This window comes from uncultured Campylobacter sp. (assembly GCF_938031315.1).
Taxonomy (GTDB): domain Bacteria; phylum Campylobacterota; class Campylobacteria; order Campylobacterales; family Campylobacteraceae; genus Campylobacter_B.
In genome coordinates, this window is the sequence record NZ_CALHHT010000255.1 from 1 (window position 1) to 1,679 (window position 1,679).

Annotated in this window: 2 protein-coding genes; both read right to left on the minus strand. The window is 50.3% G+C overall.

Going from position 1 to position 1,679, the window contains the following annotated elements; translation table 11 throughout:
* Window positions 1–387, minus strand: a 387-nt coding sequence (locus tag Q0236_RS06440) for a glycosyltransferase (RefSeq protein WP_297916192.1), incomplete at its 3' end; no start/stop codon positions are given.
* Window positions 388–1,679 (minus strand): polysaccharide pyruvyl transferase family protein (locus tag Q0236_RS06445; RefSeq protein WP_297916194.1); only part of this gene is annotated, 1,292 nt, incomplete at its 5' end. It abuts the gene before it with no gap.

Consider the following 1,679-nt stretch of genomic DNA (forward strand, 5'->3'; position numbering starts at 1 on the left):
CCGCCACATCGGACTTTTTAAAAAGCGATGGTTGGTGTGCTCGGTGATGATGATCCTATTTTCAAGCCCCAAATTTGCGATGAGCGTAAGCACGTTGGTGTTGTCCAAAAAGGAGATCACGATGTCAAACTCGCGCCGCTTTAAAATTTTACGAAGCGCGAAAATTTTATTAAATCGCTTCGTAAAATTTCCCAAAATCCCCCGCTCGCCGACGCCCAGGTCTAAATTTAAAACCCGCACCTTAGGCGAAATTTTATAAAACGGCTTTTCCGCGTCAAATTTTATCACGCAAACATCGTGCTGCTCGCAGAAATAATTAGCCAGCACGCTTAGCACGCGCTCGGCGCCGCCTTTGCCCAAAGATGAAATCACTAAAGCTATCTTCATTTACGCCCTTAAATTGCTGATCAAAAACTCGCGCGAAGCCTCACGCCTGCGCGATAAAATTTCATTCACGCGCGCCCAATCGACCTGCTTGCTTAGGGCCACGTCGCTCGCGCTTTTTATGACACGATCTTGCAACTCGAAGCTCTCAAAAAGCGAGTAGAAGCGCGAACTGCCGCGGTTTTCGTTGATAAACGCGAAAAACGGCTTGTTAAACAAGATCGAAAACGCGCATCCGTGAAAGGAGTCGGTGATCACGAGCTGCGCGCCCGCGATGAGGCTTAGCCACTCTTCAATGCTGACGCGATTTGCCTTGTCATTCACCTCGCGCACGCTCAGCCCTTCGCGCTCGCTCACGCTTTTTAAAATTTCGCTCTTGCTCTCGTTTTGATCCAAAATATAGGCAAAAATTTGCCCTTTTTGCGCGGCGTTTGCCACACAAACGGCATTCTCGCAGGCATCCTGCGCCGAAAAAGCCGTATCCGCAATATCCGCTGCGGTGCCGTTTAAATTTTGCGCGGCGGCGCCTATTTTTGCAGCTTTTGTTTCTTGCGACGCGGCACATATTGCGATCTGCACGTCGTCTGCTTCCGCGCGGTCTGCGTCGCTTTGCGCGATCCCTGCGGCGCCGAGTTTTACGCTATTTGCCGCGGGCGAGATAAATTTTTCAAAAACCTCTCTGCCCGCCAAAAGCGTAGGATCGAGCACGAAAGCGGCGCCCGAAATTCCAAACACGCTTTCGCAAAGCGCCGTGGCACCACGCTCGCGCACGCTAATCGCCTTAAATTTAGCCAAATTCGCCTTATGAAGCTCTAAATCGCGCGCGCCTTTGAAGTTCTCGCCGCCGAAGCTCGCTGCGTAGGCGATTTTGATGCAACTCTGCGGCGCAAAGCCCAGCGAGAAGTCGTTTTCAAACGCGTCAAAATACGGCGGATTGAAGACCTGGTCGCTTCCGAGCACGCAAGCGCCGAATTTCTCCTGTTCAAATAGCCGCTTTAGCGCCGCGGACGAGTAAATTTCGCGGGTCGTTTCGATATTTTGCGCGATAAAGCGCTGCGTGTCGGCGTAGTAGCGCAGGGTGCTAAATTCGGCGTTTTTGTATTTTTTAAAATAGATCAACTTTGCGAGCAAAAATTTCAAATAATCGCGCGAAAAAAGGCCTCTTTGCCTGATCTTTAAATTTACCACGGGCGCTTCGAAGCCGTAGCTCTCAAGCGCGCGCTGCAACGCATAAGCCTGTAAAATTCCGCCGTAATTATTTACCAAAGGTAGCGTAAAAATCGCAATTTTCATCC